Origin of the sequence: Pseudomonas sp. PP3 (assembly GCF_905336995.1) — a bacterium.
Classification (GTDB): Bacteria; Pseudomonadota; Gammaproteobacteria; order Pseudomonadales; family Pseudomonadaceae; genus Aquipseudomonas; species Aquipseudomonas reinekei.
Map to the genome: position 1 here is coordinate 6,218,099 of NZ_HG995459.1, position 15,917 is coordinate 6,234,015.

The following is a 15,917-nucleotide window of genomic DNA, read 5'->3' on the forward strand; positions in this document are numbered from 1 at the left end:
CAGAAGTAAGACAGAAATTCACTGCTAGGCTGTAGTTCACACCCAAAGGAGAACGCCCATGTCTGACCATCACACCTACAAGAAAGTCGAACTGGTTGGCTCGTCCACCAGCAGCATCGAAGATGCGATCAACAATGCCCTGGCTGAAGCGGCCAAAAGCATCAAGCACCTGGAATGGTTTGAAGTGACCGAAACCCGTGGGCATATCAAGGACGGCAAGGCTGCGCACTTCCAAGTGACGCTCAAAGTCGGATTCCGGATTGCCAGCAGCTGAGTGTCGGCCCATCTTCTGAACTTGCGCGCTGGCCGATTGCCATAGGAAATGGCAAAGCGCTACATAAGTGCGTCCGGCCTATGCTGGGCGCCCCTTTGATCCGACCGGGGATGCAACTGATGAAGAAGTTTATTTTGGCGCTAGGTTTATTGAGCCTTGCAGGCACCGCGTTCGCCAACGGTAAGCCATGCGAAGAGCTCAAAGCTGAAATCGCTGCAAAACTGGATGCCAAGGGCGTTGCCGGGTATTCGCTGGAAATTGTCGATAAAGGCGCCGAGGCCGGCGGACAAGTGGTCGGCACGTGTGAAAGCGGCACCAAGGTCATCGTCTACAAGCGATAGCCTGATTTCTTTAGCCAATAAAAAGCCGACGCCATGGCGTCGGCTTTTTTATCCCTGCTTGACCTCAGCCGTTCATGACTTGGGCTAGCAGTTCGTAGGAATGCAGACGATCGGAATGTTCGTACAGGTCGCAGGTAAAAATCAGCTCATCGGGCTGAGTCTGTTCGACCAGCACTTCCAGTCTGGCGCGGATTTTCTCCGGGCTGCCAATCATTGCCAGGCCGAGGAAGTCACTCACCGCTTCTCGCTCATGAGGCAGCCACAGGCCGTCCATGGTTTTCACCGGTGGGCGCTGGACCAGGCTCTGGCCGCGCATCAGGGCGAGAATACGCTGGAACACTGAGGTGGCCAGATAGTCGGCCTGTTCATCGGTATCTGCCGCCACCAGCGGTACGCCAAGCATCACATAGGGCTTGTCCAAAACCGCGGAAGGCTTGAAGTGATTACGGTAGACGCGAATCGCCTCGTGCATGAACCGCGGTGCGAAATGTGACGCGAAGGCGTAAGGCAAACCCCGTTCGCCTGCCAGCTGCGCACTGAACAGACTGGAGCCCAACAGCCAGATCGGAACATTCGTACCGGTGCCCGGCATTGCGATGACACGCTGGTCCGGCGTACGGGGGCCGAGGTAACGCATCAGTTCCGCAACATCTTCCGGGAAGTCGTCGGCGCTGCCGGAGCGTTCACGACGCAACGCGCGAGCGGTCATCTGGTCCGAACCCGGCGCACGTCCGAGGCCCAGGTCGATCCGCCCGGGATAGAGGCTTTCCAGAGTGCCGAACTGTTCAGCGATCACCAGTGGCGCGTGGTTGGGCAGCATCACCCCGCCCGACCCGACGCGGATGGTCGATGTGCCACCCGCCAGATACCCCAGCAGCACCGAGGTCGCGGAGCTGGCGATGCCGTCCATGTTGTGGTGTTCGGCGACCCAAAAGCGGTTGTAGCCGAATTTTTCGACATGCTGTGCCAGGTCCAGCGAGTTGCGCAGGGACTGGGCTGGGCTGCCATTTTCCCGCACGGGTACCAGATCGAGGGTTGAAAACTTGATATCGGACAGTCGTTTCATAAACCTGCTTCTCCAATTGAGGGCGCAGGTTTTTTCTCGCGAACGAAAACCTGCCGAATCCAAAAGCGTGTTTCATGCAATGAGGGCATATACCCGAGTTTCAATAGCAGGGGAAAAATTCCTACAAAAAAAGCGGACCGATCAGATGAGGTGAACTTTGCGCCACGGTCTATCCTCAGAACCCTAGCGAACGAAACCACAAAGGCGCGATGTTTCGCGCCGGCTCTTGGAGGAGACAGGCATGGCTATCATCAAAAAAGCATCGGCCCATTGGGAAGGTGATCTGAAAACCGGCATCGGCTCGATTTCCACGGAAACCGGTGTGCTGCGGGAAGCGCCCTACGGCTTCAAGGCGCGCTTCGAAGGCGGCAAGGGCACCAACCCTGAAGAACTGATCGGCGCCGCGCACGCGGGTTGTTTTTCCATGGCGTTCTCCATGATCCTCGGCGACGCGGGCCTCAAGGCTGACAGCATCGATACCCATGCCGAAGTCACCCTTGATCAGGTGGACGGCGGTTTTGCCATCACGGCCGTGAAACTGATCCTCAAGGCCAAAATTCCCGGCGCCAGCCAGGCGCAGTTCGAGGAGCTGAGCAACAAGGCCAAAGAAGGTTGCCCGGTTTCCAAGGTACTGAATGCCAAGATCACCCTGGACGCGACGTTGGTGAGTTAAAACATGGTAAAGATCGCAGCCTTCGGCATCTCCTGCCGCCTCAGCCAGGAGCCGCCGAGGCTGCGATCTTTTTTGCCTTGAAACAAAACAACACGCGCAAAACTATGGTCGAATAAATGACAGCAGCAATAAACGCATGCCCCATGCGCGCTGCCTCAAGGGAGTCTCAACCATGAAACGTTTTGCCTTGGTGGTTATCTGTTGCGCGCTGGCCACATCGGCCTTTGCCGCACCAAAACCCTGTGAAGAACTCAAGGCCGAAATCGAAGCCAAGATCCAGGCCCAAAAGGTTGCTTCCTATACCCTGGAAATCGTCACTAATGACGAAGTGCACGACCAGAACATGGTGGTCGGCTCTTGCGAAGGCGGCACCAAGAAGATCATCTACCAGAAGAACGATCGCTGACCGACTTCACGGCACACAGTTGATCTGGCGCTCTTCAGCGACGATTTCACGTTTGGCGTTATACAGGCGTGCCTGCGGGGTGAATGCCATGGAGCGGGCTTGCAACACGTAACGCTGACCGGCTTCAAAATGATCGTACTTGATGATCATGTAGCACAGCCGCTCCGTGGAACCGTTGAACAAGTCCGCACCTCCGCCTGGCACTTCAAAGTCGAAGCGAACCGTCAGCTCATGGCTACCGGGCGTGACCTGGAAATAACGCCCTTCGCGCAAACGCTGATTGTCCAGTCGCTCGGCCATCAGCAATTTGTCATTTGGGAAAGGCGTGGAGAAGTCGACCCACGCCATTTGCGGATTAGCGGCCGGCATCGGCGCCGAACAGCCGGCCACCGCGGTTGTAGTCAGTAACAGCATCAACCTGCGCATGATGAGTATCCCGATATCTGAATACTCAGAATAGCGCTGATCAAGTGCGTTGGCAGCCTGCCGGTGTGCCCTGTCCTATGACTTTTCGCTGCTGATCGTAAAGTTTGGCCCACGGACGAAAACCAATGTTCCCCGCTTGCAGTTGGTAACGTTCACCGGCGTTGAAGTCTTTGAATTTCACGTTCATCTGACAATCACGCCACAGCGGCTCAGCATCGGGGCCGATGTTGGTGGGCTCAACCGGGAACTGGTAGCGAACCGTCAACTCATGGCTGCCCGGCTGCACCTCGAAGTAACGCTTGTCGGTGGCTGCCTTGTTGTCCACCTCCATCGCCAGCAGGGCCGTGTCTTCCTGATGCGACTCCAGATCGATCCACGCCTGCGTCGGATCATGGTGAGGTAATCCGAACCCGGCACAACCGGCCAGCATCAGCAGGCCTCCCGTCAGCATCAACTTGCGCATAGCGGAGCTCCAGTCAAGCGGGATAGTCTTGCGAGCAGACTCTCCAGAGATTTTTATTTTGATCAGGCCGCGTCCAAGCCTTGGGTTACTTGATCGCGTTTTGCGCGTTTTGTTTCCGGGTGTGTTGTTTTTGTTGCTCAACGGTTGCTCCAGCATCAGCTACTACAGCCAGCTGGCCAGTGGTCAGATGCAACTGCTGCGGGCTCGGGAGCCGGTTTCCGAAGTCATTGCCGACCCACAGCGCGATCAGAAACTGCGTGCGCACCTGGTCGAATCGCAGAAGGCCCGGACGTTCGCCAGTCAACAGCTGCACCTGCCGGATAACCAGAGTTACCGTTTGTACGCTGACATAGGCCGCCCTTATGTAGTCTGGAACGTGTTCGCTACGCCGGAATTTTCCCTGAAACCACAAAATCACTGTTTCCCCATTGCCGGCTGCGTGGCCTATCGCGGCTATTACAGCCAGAGCGCGGCTCGCGGTGAAGCGGCGTTACAGCGCCTGCAAGGCCTGGACGTGTCGATTGGCGGTGTCGAGGCGTATTCGACGCTCGGCTGGTTCAACGATCCGATCATGAGTTCGATGATGGGATGGGGCGATGAACGCCTCGCCACGCTGATCTTTCACGAACTGGCGCATCAACGCGTATATGTGAAGGACGACACGGAGTTCAACGAGTCATTCGCCACCTTCGTCGAGCAGGAAGGCACCCGCCAATGGCGCGCATTCCGTCACCTGCCACCGGAAAGCGGAGCGAAGGCGCAGCAACGGGATCAGTTCATTCAACTGGTTCTGGACAGCCGAACCCGCCTTGAAAAACTCTACGCCCAGCCATTGCCGCCGGAGCAAATGCGCCAGCGCAAAGCGGCGGAGTTCGAGCGTCTGCGCAGCGAATACCGTCAGATGCGTGACCGCCAATGGGCCGGGGACAAACGTTACGACGCCTGGATCAATGCGCCGATGAACAATGCACGGTTGTTGCCGTTTGGCCTGTATGACCAGTGGGTGCCGGCATTTGCTGCGCTGTTCGAGAAGGAGGGCCGCGATTGGCTGAAATTCTATGCGGCGGCGCAGAAGCTGGGGGCGTTGCCGGTAGATGAGCGCAAAGTGGCGCTCAACGTGTTGTCGGAATCAAAGAACATCAGTGGCTGACAGGCCCTCATCGCGGGCAAGCCCGCTCCCACAGGAGTTAGGTGTTTATCCAAAAAGGTCTGGCTGACACGGACTCTGTGGGAGCGGGCTTGCCCGCGATGGCGTACTGACTAGCGCTGCAAAAACGCCTGATGCATCTCGTCCAGCGTTTCAAAATGATAGGCCGGTGCTTCAGCGCTCAGCTCTTCCCGACTGCCAAACCCGTACCCTACCGCGGCCGCATCCAGGCCATTGCTACGTGCACCGATCAGGTCGTGCTTGCGGTCGCCGATCATCAACGTATTGGCCGGGTCCAGGCCTTCTTCGGCCATCAAGTGCGCGATCAGCTCGACTTTGTTGGTCCGGGTGCCATCGAGTTCACTCCCATAAATCACCTTGAAATGCTTGGCGAAGTCGAAATGCCGGGCGATCTCACGGGCGAACACCCACGGTTTGGAGGTGGCGACGTACAGCTGTCGTCCTTGTCCGCTGAGGGTTTCCAATAGCGGTGTGACGCCGTCGAACACGCGGTTTTCGTACAGGCCGGTGACTTTGAAACGCTCCCGGTAAAAATTCACCGCTTCCCAGGCCTTCGGCTCATCAAAGTCATAGAACTGCATGAATGCCTGCAACAACGGCGGGCCGATGAAGTGCTCGAGCCGGGTCAGGTCGGGCTCATCGATGCCGAGCTTGCTCAAGGCGAACTGAATCGAACGCGTGATGCCTTCGCGCGGGTCGGTCAGTGTGCCGTCGAGGTCAAATAGAACGGTTTGGTAATGCATGAAAATTCCTGGGCAATAGAGAAGCGTTTCAGATTTGGTCGTAGCCTTCGGCCAGATGCAGATCCTTGAGCTTCACGTAGTTCGCCGCGCTGTAAGTGAAAAAGGCTTGTTCCTTGTCGGTCAGGGGTCGCACCTGCTTCACCGGACTGCCCACATACAAAAAGCCGCATTCCAGGCGCTTGCCCGGAGGCACCAGACTGCCGGCACCAATGATCACATCGTCGCCGACCACCGCGCCGTCCATGACGATGCTGCCCATGCCAATCAACACCCGGCTGCCTACGCTGCAACCGTGCAGCATGACTTTATGGGCGATGGTCACGTCATCGCCGATCAGCAGCGGGTAACCGTCAGGGTTGAAAGGCCCGGCATGGGTGATGTGCAGCACGCAGCCGTCCTGCACGCTGGTGCGCGCACCGATGCGGATGCGGTGCATGTCGCCGCGGATCACCGTCAATGGCCATACCGAGCTGTCTTCGCCGATTTCGACGTCGCCGATCACCACCGCCGAGCGGTCGACAAAAGCGCCTTTGCCCAGCAGCGGCGTGTGGTTCTGATACTTGCGAAGATTCACGATAGGGTTTCTCTCTGTTGCTGATAGCTGCGGTGAACGTCGATTGTAATTAAGATGGCTGCATGTTTCTTCCAGCCAAGGTGCCAACCGTGAGCGTGAACAACCCTCTTTTGCAGTCCTACGACCTGCCGCCGTTCTCCGCGATCCGTGCCGAGCATGTGCAACCGGCCATTGAACAGATCCTGGCTGACAACCGCGCCGCCATTATCGAGATCCTCAAGACCCAGGGCAAACAACCGACCTGGGCCGGCCTGGTGCTGGCGATGGACGAGCTCAACGATCGCCTGGGCGCCGCGTGGAGCCCGGTCAGCCACTTGAACGCCGTGTGCAACAGCGCCGAATTGCGCGAAGCCTACGAGTCATGCCTGCCGGCCTTGAGCGCCTACTCCACTGAAATGGGCCAGAACCGTGAACTGTTCCAGGCCTATGAAGCCCTGGCCAACAGCCCGGAAGCCGCCGGTTTCGACGTCGCGCAAAAAACCATACTGGAACACGCCCTGCGTGACTTCCGTCTGTCGGGTATCGACCTGCCGGAAGCCGAGCAGAAGCGTTACGCCGAAGTGCAGAGCAAATTGTCCGAGCTGGGCAGCCGCTTCTCCAACCAGTTGCTCGACGCCACCCAAGCCTGGACCAAGCACATTACCGATGAAGCGGCTCTTGCCGGCCTGACCGATTCGGCCAAGGCGCAAATGGCTGCCGCCGCGCAGGCCAAAGAGCTGGATGGCTGGCTGATCACTCTGGAATTCCCGAGCTACTACGCGGTGATGACCTACGCCCACGACCGTGCATTGCGCGAAGAAGTCTACGCCGCCTACTGCACCCGTGCGTCGGACCAGGGCCCGAATGCCGGTCAGAACGATAACGGCCCGGTCATGGAAGAAATCCTCGACCTGCGTCAGGAGCTGGCAAGACTGCTGGGTTTCGGCAGTTTCTCGGAATTGAGCCTGGCAACCAAAATGGCCGAGTCGAGCGATCAAGTGCTGAGTTTCCTGCGCGACCTGGCCCAACGCAGCAAGCCGTTCGCCGCCCAGGACTTGCAACAGCTCAAGGCTTACGCCGCCGAGCAGGGCTGCCCGGATCTGCAGAGCTGGGACAGCGGTTTCTACGGCGAGAAACTTCGCGAGCAGCGTTACAGCGTTGCCCAGGAAGCCCTTCGCGCCTACTTCCCGATCGATAAAGTGCTGAGCGGTCTGTTCGCCATTGTGCAACGTCTGTACGGCATCGAGATCGCCGAGCAGAAAGGTTTCGACACCTGGCACCCGGATGTACGCCTGTTCGAGATCAAGGAAAACGGCCAGCACGTCGGTCGTTTCTTCTTCGACCTTTACGCCCGCGCCAACAAGCGTGGCGGTGCCTGGATGGATGGCGCCCGCGACCGTCGCCGCACCGCCGAAGGTGTACTGCAAAGCCCGGTGGCCAACCTGGTCTGCAACTTCACCCCGGCTGACAGCGGCAAGCCCGCCCTGCTGACCCACGATGAAGTGACCACCCTGTTCCACGAGTTCGGTCATGGTCTGCATCACTTGCTGACTCGCGTCGAACACGCCGGGGTTTCCGGCATTAACGGTGTGGCCTGGGATGCGGTCGAGCTGCCAAGCCAGTTCATGGAAAACTGGTGTTGGGAGCCGGAAGGCCTGGCGCTGATTTCCGGTCATTACGAAACCGGCGAGCCACTTCCACAGGACCTGCTGCAGAAGATGCTCGCGGCGAAAAACTTCCAGTCCGGCCTGATGATGGTCCGCCAACTGGAATTCTCGCTGTTCGACTTCGAGCTGCATGCCACCCACGGCGACGGTCGCACTGTGCTGCAAGTGCTTGAAGGCGTGCGTGACGAGGTTTCGGTCATGCGTCCGCCGGCCTACAACCGCTTCCCCAACAGCTTTGCGCACATCTTCGCCGGTGGTTATGCCGCGGGCTACTACAGCTATAAATGGGCAGAAGTGCTGTCCGCCGATGCGTTCTCGAAGTTCGAGGAAGAAGGCGTGCTCAACGCCAATACTGGCCGCGCATTCCGTGAAGCGATCCTCGCGCGCGGTGGTTCCCAGGAGCCGATGGTGTTGTTCGTCGACTTCCGTGGCCGTGAGCCTTCGATTGACGCACTCTTGCGCCACAGCGGCCTGAGTGAGGACGCGGCAGCATGAGTGAGGGTCCCGTGATTACCAAACGACGCTTTATCGCCGGGGCGGTTTGCCCGGCCTGCAGCGAGCCGGACAAGCTGATGATGTGGAACGAAGACAGCGTACCGCACCGTGAGTGTGTGGCTTGCGGTTATTCCGATACGCTGAATGAACAAGGTCTGTCTGTGCCCAAGGAATTGGGCACGCGGGTCAATACGTCTGCCCTGAAAGCGCCGGATACCAAGGTTCAGGCCGTACAGTTTTTCCCGAACCCGAAGCTGAAAAAGAAAACTGAAGAGTAGTTCTCAGATGAGAGCGCCTTCCACTGCGCAATGCAGTGGGAGGCGTTGCTACTCGACATGCGCCGATTTGAACCAGTTTTTCATCGAGCACGCCGCGAAGGGGCTCGTGCTGCAATCGCCGTTGATCAGCGCAGCTCGCAGCTTATCGATGTCCGCCTGCATCATGTAACGAACACCCTCCTTGCCTGAGCGGTCAAAGACCTGTCAGGCAGGCGTGAATTAAATGTGAAAGGCTGCTGCCGGGAGCGCGTGACCAAACGTCAGGGGGCACCCGGCAGACTTCAAGCGACGCCGTCCTATAGCTTCAGTTTGAAAAAAGCTTTGACCAAGTCTGACAGACCGGGCGTTTCTATCAAATTGTAACTGTGGGCGTTAATTTTCCTGACTGCAAAAGTGGCACCTTCATCAATAGATGTGGCGTAAAAAGATGCGTCGAGTTCCGGTCCATCGGTATCGTCTAGATCAAGCGTTTCAATTCGAACGACGTGTCTCAATGGCGCGACATCCTCAATCGGTTTCGCAGGGTCAAAAACCTCGACAAGATCAACGTCATTCAGAAAAAGAAAAACGCCATACTCCGGGCTTATGACTTGCTGCCGATAGAAGGAAAGTCCAACTTCCGTTATTGCGCTGATATCCTGCTCATCAATGCTTCCATCCGGAATGACATTGATATCCGACCAAGGATCGAAATCGAGCTTGTATTTTTCGGCACCGTCAAATGCTATATGCAACGACATGCTTATTACTTTTCCAGAACGCTCTAACTGCTGCAGGCTATCCACATTATCAGTTAGCGCCCGTACCAACTTTATAATTATTTCATGACCTTCATCGGTTTCTACACGCTGAAGATACACACCTTCTTTATCAGGTTTCCACATAATGATTCTCGCTGTCGGCCTTTCCTGCTTCGATGAAACGGCAAGTGTCCATTACGGATTGACAATAGTCGCGTAGGCCGTGGCCAATGCCAGCATCTTTGCTTTGTCGTCATGATCGATGTCGCCATCACCATCTACGTCTCTTGTCTTCTCAAGGCTGAAAGACTTTCCACCATCGTAAGACGAAGCAATGAAGATGCTGGAGTCCAGCAACGTGTCTGTCGACACGCCATCTTCATCCTGAAGCGACTCTTTAAGAGCAAATTGCATGGAAACCAGGACTTCATCCGGATCGACGATAGTAGGGCCAAGCTTTTGAAGAAAGATGCCACGACGATTAAAAAACGACATTATAAAATCCCTTTAATTGATATTAATTTTTAAGTTTACCGCGAGAAAACAATACCGATATTCGCTCCATATAAACCACACTTTATATGTTTCGCTTAATTGCCTGAGCGACATTTAAAAGTAAAAGGTGCCGAACGGCAGTGGCATGCTGAAGGATCCCGCGATACTGTATGCACATACAGCATCCGGATCATGCCCATGCACACGCCATTGCCCCCACGCGGTCGCGGCACCGCGACCAACCCGCACAACCGTTTCGCCCCCCATCGTTCGGTGGCCGAGGACGACGGCTGGTATCAGGAAGTGCCAACGACCCAAGGCACAGAGGTGCGTATCGAGACGGCGAAAACCATCATCACCCGCAATAACTCGCCGGACCTGCCTTTCGATCGCTCGATCAATCCCTATCGCGGTTGCGAGCACGGATGCATTTATTGCTATGCGCGACCCAGCCACGCCTATTGGGACATGTCGCCGGGGCTGGATTTCGAAACCAGGCTGATCGCCAAAACCAATGCCGTGGAGGTGCTGGAACAACAGCTGTCCAAACGCGGTTATCAATGTGCGCCGATCAACCTGGGCTCCAACACCGATCCGTATCAGCCGATCGAGCGCGAGTACAAGATCACCCGGCAAACCCTCGAAGTGCTGCTGCGTTACCGGCATCCAGTAACCATCGTCACCAAAGGCTCGTTGATTTTGCGCGACCTCGATCTGCTGGCCGAACTCGCCCGACAACGGTTGGTGGCGGTGATGATCAGCCTGACCACGCTGGACGACGAACTCAAACGCACCCTCGAACCGCGCGCCGCAGCGCCCAAGGCCCGGTTGCGGGCGATCAGGGTCATGCGCGAGGCCGGAATCCCGGTGGGGGTGCTGTGTTCACCGATGATTCCGATGATCAACGACAGCGAACTCGAAAGCCTGCTCACCGAAGCCCAGGCAGCCGGGGCGCAAAGCGCTGCTTACATGATGTTGCGCCTGCCGCTGGAGGTGGCGCCGCTGTTCGAAGAATGGTTGGCCGCCCACTACCCTCAAAGGGCAGCGCATGTACTGAGCCTGATTCGCCAGAGCCGTGGCGGCGAGTTGTACGACAGCCGCTTTGGCGCACGAATGCGCGGAGAAGGACCCTTTGCCGATCTGCTGGCGCAGCGGTTTGCCAAGACCATCAAGCGCCTTGGGCTCAATCATCGAGAGGGATTCAACCTGGACTGCGAGGCCTTTTGTCCGCCGGGTCGCCAAATGTCACTGATTTGAGGACGAATTGGCCTATCGTTGAATATTGAAGAACGCGCTGGAAGATTAGGCCAGTCACGTTTTTTGTGACCTGGAACACACGTTCTAGAGCGCTTTATTCAGTTTCAGTTAAGATTCGGCCGCTACCTTGTTCATCGAGTGACTGACGGGTCGAGATCTTCGACCTGGATGTTTTTTATACAGCCACTGGCTTCACACCGGACTTCACGGAAAACTCCCTGACTCCGCCAAAGAGGATGAATCATGAGTGACAAGGATAAACAGCCGTTGGCTGCGTCGGCTTCCGCCCAACCCGAGGCGGAAACCGCCGATGCAGCGCTGCAGCATATCGTTGACGGCTTTTTGCATTTTCATCATGAGATTTTTCCGCAGCAGGAAGAACTCTTCAAAAAACTCGCCACAGCCCAACGGCCACGCGCCATGTTCATCGCCTGCGCCGATTCGCGCATCGTTCCTGAACTGATCACCCAAAGCTCCCCCGGCGATCTGTTCGTCACCCGTAATGTCGGCAACGTCGTCCCCCCTTACGGGCAAATGAACGGCGGTGTTTCCACGGCTATCGAATACGCCGTACTGGCCCTCGGCGTGCATCACATCATTATCTGCGGGCACTCCGACTGCGGCGCGATGCGCGCGGTGCTCAACCCGCAAAGCCTGGAAAAAATGCCCACGGTCAAAGCCTGGCTGCGGCATGCGGAAGTGGCGAAGACCATGGTCCAGGACAACTGCAACTGCGCGAATGAAAGCGAAAGCATGCACATCCTCACCGAAGAGAATGTCATCGCCCAATTGCAGCACTTGCGCACTCACCCATCGGTGGCCTCGCGAATGGCTAATGGTCAATTGTTTATCCACGGTTGGGTCTACAACATCGAAACCAGCGAAATCAAAGCCTACGACGCCGATCAGGGATGTTTCCTGCCGCTCAATGGCAGCCTGCCCCTTCCGGTGGCGACGCCCAAAGCGCGCTTCTAAAACCTCCTAAATCTGTGTGGAACAGTCGAGGCTGCCGATCAGGCAGCCCGGCTTCGCCATGCCTGAAGAAAACTTCGGGAGAATCACCATGCGTGCTGCGCAATTCAAAGCTGTTTTGCCACGGGAGCTGTTGGCTTCTGTGGTCGTTTTCCTGGTCGCCCTGCCGCTGTGCATGGGTATTGCCATCGCGTCTGGGTTACCTCCGGCCAAAGGCCTGATCACCGGGATCATCGGTGGTTTGGTGGTGGGCTGGCTGGCCGGTTCGCCGTTGCAAGTGAGCGGCCCCGCCGCCGGTTTGGCGGTGCTGGTGTTCGAACTGGTGCGCCAGCATGGCGTGGTCATGCTCGGGCCGATCTTGCTGCTCGCAGGTTTCCTGCAGCTGGTGGCCGGTCGCTTGAAACTGGGCTGCTGGTTCCGTGTGACAGCGCCTGCCGTTGTGTATGGCATGCTTGCCGGGATCGGCGTATTGATCGTCCTGTCACAGGTCCATGTGATGCTCGATGCAGCGCCAAAACCGTCGGGGCTGGATAACCTCGCGACCTTCCCCGCCGCAGTGGCCCAGGCCATACCGTCCGTTGGCTGGCAGGCCGGGCTGCTCGGGTTATCGACCATCGCCGTGATGTGGCTGTGGGAAAAACTGCGCCCGTACTCCCTGCGCTTTATTCCAGGCGCCCTGCTCGGCGTCGGTCTTGCCACCACCGCCAGCCTGCTCCTGTCGTTGCAGGTCAAACGGGTGGAAGTGCCGGCCAATCTGTGGGAAGCCATTGACTGGCTGCGACCGGCAGACCTGCTCAATCTGGCAGACCCTACCCTGCTCGTCGCTGCCTTCGCCGTGGCGTTCATCGCCAGCGCCGAGACCCTGCTCTCGGCTGCCGCGGTAGACCGGATGCACAGCGGCCAGCGCTCGGACTTCGACCGGGAATTGTCGGCGCAAGGTGTCGGCAACATGCTCTGCGGCCTGCTCGGCGCCCTGCCGATGACCGGCGTGATCGTCCGCAGCTCGGCCAACGTCCAGGCCGGCGCCACCACACGCTACTCGACGATATTCCATGGGCTATGGCTGCTGGCTTTCGTATTGTTGCTGTCGAGCGTGCTGCAAAGCATTCCGGTGGCCAGCCTGGCCGGTGTGCTGGTGTACACCGGGTTCAAGCTGGTGGACCTCAAGGCCTTTCGCGGCCTCGGACGCTACGGTCGGATGCCGATGTTCACCTATGCCGCTACCGCGCTGGCCATCGTCTTCACTGATTTGCTGACCGGTGTGCTGATCGGTTTCGGTCTGACGCTGGTGAAACTGGCGCTGAAGGCTTCACGTTTGAAAATCAGCCTGATCGACCTGCCTCAGGACGGCGAGATGGAGTTGCGTCTGGTGGGCGCGGCGACGTTTCTTAAAGTACCCGCGCTGACCAAGGTGCTCGGGAGCATTCCCGCAGGCGCGACGGTGCATGTGCCGCTCAATAACCTGAGCTACATCGACCACTCGTGTCTGGAGTTGCTGGAGGAATGGGGCCGGGCTAATGCGGCCAAGGGTTCGAAGCTGTTGATTGAGTCTCGAGGGTTGAAGCGCAGGCTTGAGGGACGAGTACGGACTAACACTGGTATAGGTGCGGCTGGCTGAAGATTCCTTGTGGGAGCGAGCTTGCTCGCTCCCACAAGGAACAGAGTCGCCTGATATTCAGACGACCGTCTGATCCAGCTCCAGGTTGACGCCCAGGCGGCGGGACATGCATGGCCAGCGCTTCCACGCGGCGCCGGTCTCTGGGCTGCTCAGCTTCTCGCGATAGGCTTCCACCGACTCCAGCGCGAAACTCTCCTCGCTCAGCATTTCGTCGAAGGCGTGATGCACGACCTCATCGAGTTGGTTGGCAAATTCCTCACCGATCAATTGGTGGGCAATCAGGTTGGCGACAGTCATGTCCAAGGGGATCAGTGGCTGGCCGAAATGCTTGATGTACAGGTCGTTGACCTCTTCGACAAAGCGATGCGCCAGATAAGCCTCGTCCAGCAGGCTGTCGAGCCCGACATGGCCGGCCATGATGGCTGGCGGCTGGAGGAAGTATTGTTCGGCGATTTTCAGCACCGGTTTGATCTGTGACTCGATACCCGCTTCCCTGGCGACTTCATTGGCTGCATCCAGCAGATCAGGAACTTCATCAATGTAGGCGGCAACAAAACGCGTCAGCACACCCTGGGCGTCCTTCTCGGGCAACTGGATCGCCGGATGTAGATGAGGCAGCTTGCTTTCCAGCTGACGAGTCAGCAGTCCGGTTTCTTTTTCGTGCTGTTGGGCTGTTTGGATCTGCTCGCGCAATGCGGCGGTGTTCATGAAAACTCCAGGAAACAAAGGCAATGAAATAGGGAAGACATAACTTAGCTGGCTTACGAAAAATGCTAAGACGCATTTGTCATAATTATTTCATCCTTGAGACGCCCCCGTTATATCGGTTTGCCACCACTCGTCTGCATCCTTCTCCATTCGTGCCCTGCAACGCAAGTTAATGCTGTTTCAGATGATTTACGCCTTCGCATTGCGAGGTGGGAGTCGCTGTCTATACTCGGGTTGGAATGGAGTTAGCTGATGACGCCCGACTGCATATGCAGCAAGGCCCGGTGCTCAAGTTCGTAGTCTGATGCAGCCGCTCCCTTGCCGCAGGTGAAAGCCGGCGGGATAACAAGAACGATAAGGGGAACCCGCAATGATGCGACATCCACATGTCTGGATGGGCCTCCTGTTGTGGTCGATTTTCAGCCAGGCGCAAGCCGCCTGGACTGTGAATATGGCGCCTGGAGCGACTGAAATCAGTCACGCTGTGTTTGACCTGCACATGACCATTTTCTGGATCTGTGTGGTGATCGGCATCATCGTCTTTGGTGCCATGTTCTGGTCGATGATCCTGCACCGCCGCTCGACCGGGCAGGTGGCGGCCAAGTTTCATGAAAGCACCACCGTCGAAATTCTCTGGACCATCGTGCCCTTCATCATCCTGGTGGCCATGGCGGTTCCCGCGACGGCGACCCTGATCAAGATGTACGACGCCAGTGAGCCGGACATCGATATCCAGGTCACCGGCTATCAATGGAAATGGCACTACAAATACCTGGGCCAGGACGTCGAGTTCTTCAGCAACCTGGCCACCCCCGCCGACCAGATCCACAACAAGGAAGCCAAGGGCGAGCACTACTTGCTTGAGGTCGATAAGCCGTTGGTGCTGCCGATCGGCGCCAAAGTGCGCTTCCTCGTGACCTCCGCCGACGTGATCCACTCATGGTGGGTGCCGGCCTTCGCGGTCAAGCGCGACGCGATCCCGGGATTCGTCAACGAAGCCTGGACGCGTGTCGAAAAGCCCGGCATCTACCGTGGTCAGTGCGCCGAGCTGTGCGGCAAGGACCACGGGTTCATGCCGATCGTGGTCGAGGTCAAGGAGAAGGCCGATTACGAGAAATGGCTGGGTGAGCGCAAGGCGGAAGCCGCGCAACTCAAGGAACTGACCAGCAAGGAATGGACCCTCGACGAGCTCAAGGAGCGTGGCGACAAGGTCTATCACACCACTTGCGTGGCCTGTCACCAGGCCGAGGGTCAAGGTCTGCCGCCGATGTTCCCGGCACTCAAGGGCTCGAAAATTGCCACCGGACCGATCAAGGATCACCTGAGCATTGTCTTCCACGGCAAGCCCGGCACGTCCATGGCGGCGTTCGGCAAACAGCTCTCGGAAGTCGATATTGCGGCGGTCGTGACCTACGAACGTAACGCCTGGGGCAACAACAAGGGCGACATGGTCACTCCGAAAGAAGTGCTTGAGCTGAAACAGGCGGAAAGCAAATGACCCGGTCCATTGCTCACCTCAGGAACCGGTCGGGGCACTGCGCCCCGGCCTGCCCAGCCCATCCGGTTAAAGGAGA

At 57.6% G+C, this 15,917-nt stretch carries 19 protein-coding genes and 1 pseudogene; 11 read left to right on the plus strand and 9 right to left on the minus strand.

Annotation, left to right across the window (positions count from 1 at the left end; genetic code table 11):
* The first annotated feature begins 58 nt into the window (after window positions 1-58).
* Window positions 59-274 carry a dodecin gene (locus tag KHO07_RS28160; protein WP_075947107.1) on the plus strand — a complete coding sequence of 72 codons (216 nt, stop codon included), beginning with the start codon at window positions 59-61 and terminating at the stop codon, window positions 272-274.
* A 119-nt stretch (window positions 275-393) separates the two neighbouring features.
* Window positions 394-615, plus strand: a complete 222-nt coding sequence (locus KHO07_RS28165; RefSeq protein WP_150735813.1) for a DUF1161 domain-containing protein — start codon at window positions 394-396, stop codon at window positions 613-615.
* Between the two features lie 64 nt (window positions 616-679).
* Here KHO07_RS28165 and KHO07_RS28170 read toward each other — a convergent pair whose 3' ends face one another.
* Window positions 680-1,681: an LLM class flavin-dependent oxidoreductase gene (locus KHO07_RS28170; RefSeq protein WP_150735814.1), complete on the minus strand. Its 1,002-nt coding sequence runs from the start codon at window positions 1,679-1,681 to the stop codon at window positions 680-682.
* A gap of 241 nt (window positions 1,682-1,922) precedes the next feature.
* Here KHO07_RS28170 and KHO07_RS28175 point away from each other — a divergent pair, with 241 nt between their 5' ends.
* Together KHO07_RS28175 and KHO07_RS28180 are read left to right on the plus strand one after the other, a co-directional pair.
* Window positions 1,923-2,354 carry an OsmC family protein gene (locus KHO07_RS28175; RefSeq protein WP_212626102.1) on the plus strand — a complete coding sequence of 144 codons (432 nt, stop codon included), beginning with the start codon at window positions 1,923-1,925 and terminating at the stop codon, window positions 2,352-2,354.
* Between the two features lie 172 nt (window positions 2,355-2,526).
* Window positions 2,527-2,760 carry a DUF1161 domain-containing protein gene (locus tag KHO07_RS28180; protein WP_150735816.1) on the plus strand — a complete coding sequence of 78 codons (234 nt, stop codon included), beginning with the start codon at window positions 2,527-2,529 and terminating at the stop codon, window positions 2,758-2,760.
* A 6-nt stretch (window positions 2,761-2,766) separates the two neighbouring features.
* On the opposite strand, the gene KHO07_RS28185 is transcribed toward KHO07_RS28180, so the two are convergent.
* Both KHO07_RS28185 and KHO07_RS28190 read right to left on the minus strand, forming a co-directional pair.
* Window positions 2,767-3,186: a hypothetical protein gene (locus tag KHO07_RS28185; RefSeq protein WP_150735817.1), complete on the minus strand. Its 420-nt coding sequence runs from the start codon at window positions 3,184-3,186 to the stop codon at window positions 2,767-2,769.
* 40 nt (window positions 3,187-3,226) lie between these two features.
* Window positions 3,227-3,649, minus strand: a complete 423-nt coding sequence (locus KHO07_RS28190; protein ID WP_212626103.1) for a hypothetical protein — start codon at window positions 3,647-3,649, stop codon at window positions 3,227-3,229.
* 58 nt (window positions 3,650-3,707) lie between these two features.
* Between KHO07_RS28190 and KHO07_RS28195 the strand changes: the two genes are divergently transcribed.
* A complete protein-coding gene (locus KHO07_RS28195) occupies window positions 3,708-4,799 on the plus strand; it encodes an aminopeptidase (protein WP_150735819.1) in 1,092 nt (363 codons plus the stop codon).
* A 110-nt stretch (window positions 4,800-4,909) separates the two neighbouring features.
* Here the strand turns inward: KHO07_RS28195 and KHO07_RS28200 are convergent, their stop codons facing one another.
* Both KHO07_RS28200 and KHO07_RS28205 read right to left on the minus strand, forming a co-directional pair.
* Window positions 4,910-5,560, minus strand: coding sequence for an HAD family hydrolase (locus tag KHO07_RS28200; RefSeq protein WP_150735820.1), 651 nt, complete (start codon window positions 5,558-5,560; stop codon window positions 4,910-4,912).
* 28 nt (window positions 5,561-5,588) lie between these two features.
* Window positions 5,589-6,134, minus strand: a complete 546-nt coding sequence (locus tag KHO07_RS28205; RefSeq protein WP_212626104.1) for a gamma carbonic anhydrase family protein — start codon at window positions 6,132-6,134, stop codon at window positions 5,589-5,591.
* A gap of 62 nt (window positions 6,135-6,196) precedes the next feature.
* Between KHO07_RS28205 and prlC the strand changes: the two genes are divergently transcribed.
* Both prlC and KHO07_RS28215 read left to right on the plus strand, forming a co-directional pair.
* Window positions 6,197-8,275 carry an oligopeptidase A gene (gene prlC / locus KHO07_RS28210; RefSeq protein ID WP_191635289.1) on the plus strand — a complete coding sequence of 693 codons (2,079 nt, stop codon included), beginning with the start codon at window positions 6,197-6,199 and terminating at the stop codon, window positions 8,273-8,275.
* A complete protein-coding gene (locus KHO07_RS28215) occupies window positions 8,272-8,553 on the plus strand; it encodes a YheV family putative zinc ribbon protein (RefSeq protein ID WP_075947098.1) in 282 nt (93 codons plus the stop codon). Before prlC ends, KHO07_RS28215 begins: the two co-directional genes overlap by 4 nt.
* 48 nt (window positions 8,554-8,601) lie before the next feature.
* Here KHO07_RS28215 and KHO07_RS29330 read toward each other — a convergent pair.
* From KHO07_RS29330 to KHO07_RS28225, 3 genes and pseudogenes are all read right to left on the minus strand, one after another.
* Window positions 8,602-8,736: pseudogene (locus tag KHO07_RS29330) on the minus strand (protein tyrosine phosphatase); the annotation flags it as partial.
* Between the two features lie 113 nt (window positions 8,737-8,849).
* Window positions 8,850-9,437 carry a hypothetical protein gene (locus KHO07_RS28220; protein ID WP_212626105.1) on the minus strand — a complete coding sequence of 196 codons (588 nt, stop codon included), beginning with the start codon at window positions 9,435-9,437 and terminating at the stop codon, window positions 8,850-8,852.
* 51 nt (window positions 9,438-9,488) lie between these two features.
* Window positions 9,489-9,788 carry a hypothetical protein gene (locus KHO07_RS28225; RefSeq protein ID WP_150735824.1) on the minus strand — a complete coding sequence of 100 codons (300 nt, stop codon included), beginning with the start codon at window positions 9,786-9,788 and terminating at the stop codon, window positions 9,489-9,491.
* 198 nt (window positions 9,789-9,986) lie between these two features.
* Between KHO07_RS28225 and KHO07_RS28230 the strand changes: the two genes are divergently transcribed.
* The 3 genes from KHO07_RS28230 to KHO07_RS28240 all read left to right on the plus strand — a co-directional run bounded on the left by KHO07_RS28230 (window position 9,987) and on the right by KHO07_RS28240 (window position 13,635).
* The gene (locus KHO07_RS28230) at window positions 9,987-11,045 is read left to right on the plus strand and encodes a PA0069 family radical SAM protein (RefSeq protein ID WP_150735825.1); all 1,059 of its coding nucleotides are present in this window, start codon (window positions 9,987-9,989) and stop codon (window positions 11,043-11,045) included.
* Between the two features lie 243 nt (window positions 11,046-11,288).
* The gene (locus KHO07_RS28235) at window positions 11,289-12,020 is read left to right on the plus strand and encodes a carbonic anhydrase (RefSeq protein WP_150735826.1); all 732 of its coding nucleotides are present in this window, start codon (window positions 11,289-11,291) and stop codon (window positions 12,018-12,020) included.
* Between the two features lie 88 nt (window positions 12,021-12,108).
* The gene (locus KHO07_RS28240; protein ID WP_212626106.1) at window positions 12,109-13,635 is read left to right on the plus strand and encodes a SulP family inorganic anion transporter; all 1,527 of its coding nucleotides are present in this window, start codon (window positions 12,109-12,111) and stop codon (window positions 13,633-13,635) included.
* A gap of 57 nt (window positions 13,636-13,692) precedes the next feature.
* Here the strand turns inward: KHO07_RS28240 and KHO07_RS28245 are convergent, their stop codons facing one another.
* Entirely contained in the window at window positions 13,693-14,343 is a 651-nt protein-coding gene (locus KHO07_RS28245; RefSeq protein WP_150735828.1) for a hypothetical protein, read from the minus strand.
* Window positions 14,344-14,713: 370 nt separating this feature from the next.
* On the opposite strand from KHO07_RS28245, the gene coxB reads away from it, so the two are divergent.
* Window positions 14,714-15,841 (plus strand): cytochrome c oxidase subunit II, encoded by a 1,128-nt coding sequence (gene coxB, locus KHO07_RS28250; protein ID WP_150735829.1) that lies wholly within the window; start codon window positions 14,714-14,716, stop codon window positions 15,839-15,841.
* Window positions 15,842-15,917 lie beyond the last annotated feature (76 nt).

What these genes read in the sequence shown, in the direction of transcription:
- KHO07_RS28160 (WP_075947107.1), top strand. Translation starts at nt 59, where the DNA reads ATGTCTGACCATCACACCTACAAGAAAGTCGAACTGGTTGGCTCGTCC.
- KHO07_RS28165 (WP_150735813.1), top strand. Translation starts at nt 394, where the DNA reads ATGAAGAAGTTTATTTTGGCGCTAGGTTTATTGAGCCTTGCAGGCACC.
- KHO07_RS28170 (WP_150735814.1), bottom strand. Translation starts at nt 1,681, where the DNA reads ATGAAACGACTGTCCGATATCAAGTTTTCAACCCTCGATCTGGTACCC.
- KHO07_RS28175 (WP_212626102.1), top strand. Translation starts at nt 1,923, where the DNA reads ATGGCTATCATCAAAAAAGCATCGGCCCATTGGGAAGGTGATCTGAAA.
- KHO07_RS28180 (WP_150735816.1), top strand. Translation starts at nt 2,527, where the DNA reads ATGAAACGTTTTGCCTTGGTGGTTATCTGTTGCGCGCTGGCCACATCG.
- KHO07_RS28185 (WP_150735817.1), bottom strand. Translation starts at nt 3,186, where the DNA reads ATGCGCAGGTTGATGCTGTTACTGACTACAACCGCGGTGGCCGGCTGT.
- KHO07_RS28190 (WP_212626103.1), bottom strand. Translation starts at nt 3,649, where the DNA reads ATGCGCAAGTTGATGCTGACGGGAGGCCTGCTGATGCTGGCCGGTTGT.
- KHO07_RS28200 (WP_150735820.1), bottom strand. Translation starts at nt 5,560, where the DNA reads ATGCATTACCAAACCGTTCTATTTGACCTCGACGGCACACTGACCGAC.
- prlC (WP_191635289.1), top strand. Translation starts at nt 6,197, where the DNA reads ATGTTTCTTCCAGCCAAGGTGCCAACCGTGAGCGTGAACAACCCTCTT.
- KHO07_RS28215 (WP_075947098.1), top strand. Translation starts at nt 8,272, where the DNA reads ATGAGTGAGGGTCCCGTGATTACCAAACGACGCTTTATCGCCGGGGCG.
- KHO07_RS28220 (WP_212626105.1), bottom strand. Translation starts at nt 9,437, where the DNA reads ATGTGGAAACCTGATAAAGAAGGTGTGTATCTTCAGCGTGTAGAAACC.
- KHO07_RS28225 (WP_150735824.1), bottom strand. Translation starts at nt 9,788, where the DNA reads ATGTCGTTTTTTAATCGTCGTGGCATCTTTCTTCAAAAGCTTGGCCCT.
- KHO07_RS28230 (WP_150735825.1), top strand. Translation starts at nt 9,987, where the DNA reads ATGCACACGCCATTGCCCCCACGCGGTCGCGGCACCGCGACCAACCCG.
- KHO07_RS28235 (WP_150735826.1), top strand. Translation starts at nt 11,289, where the DNA reads ATGAGTGACAAGGATAAACAGCCGTTGGCTGCGTCGGCTTCCGCCCAA.
- KHO07_RS28240 (WP_212626106.1), top strand. Translation starts at nt 12,109, where the DNA reads ATGCGTGCTGCGCAATTCAAAGCTGTTTTGCCACGGGAGCTGTTGGCT.
- KHO07_RS28245 (WP_150735828.1), bottom strand. Translation starts at nt 14,343, where the DNA reads ATGAACACCGCCGCATTGCGCGAGCAGATCCAAACAGCCCAACAGCAC.
- coxB (WP_150735829.1), top strand. Translation starts at nt 14,714, where the DNA reads ATGATGCGACATCCACATGTCTGGATGGGCCTCCTGTTGTGGTCGATT.